The organism is Bacillus sp. SIMBA_074 (genome assembly GCF_046534555.1).
Taxonomy (GTDB): Bacteria; Bacillota; Bacilli; order Bacillales; family Bacillaceae_G; genus Bacillus_A; species Bacillus_A mycoides.
In genome coordinates this window covers 1-257 of sequence record NZ_JAWRYM010000793.1, presented here as the reverse complement: position 1 = coordinate 257, position 257 = coordinate 1, and the positions used below count along the sequence as shown (strand labels likewise).

General features: G+C 67.3%; 1 pseudogene. It reads right to left on the bottom strand.

The annotated features are described in order from the left end of the window. Positions 1–257, bottom strand: a pseudogene (locus SB773_RS32935) (phage tail protein); the annotation flags it as partial.

Sequence of the window (257 nt, the reverse complement as noted above, 5' to 3'; positions counted from 1 at the left end):
GCGAGCTTCGACTTCTGGCGGGCGAACTTGAAGGCGGACAGCTCCTCCGGCACCTCCATGCCGTCGGAGAGCTTGAAGCCGACCGCGCGCTTTCCGGCGTCGGCGACCGTCCAGAGCAGGTTGATGGAGAGCCCGGACTCGTAGAACACGTACGTCCAGTCGATCCCCTCGACCTCGAACCGCGTCGCCTCGAGAGCCGGCGACGCGATGACGATGTCGCGCTCCTCCTTCAGGACGCGGGTCACGCGCTCGACCGC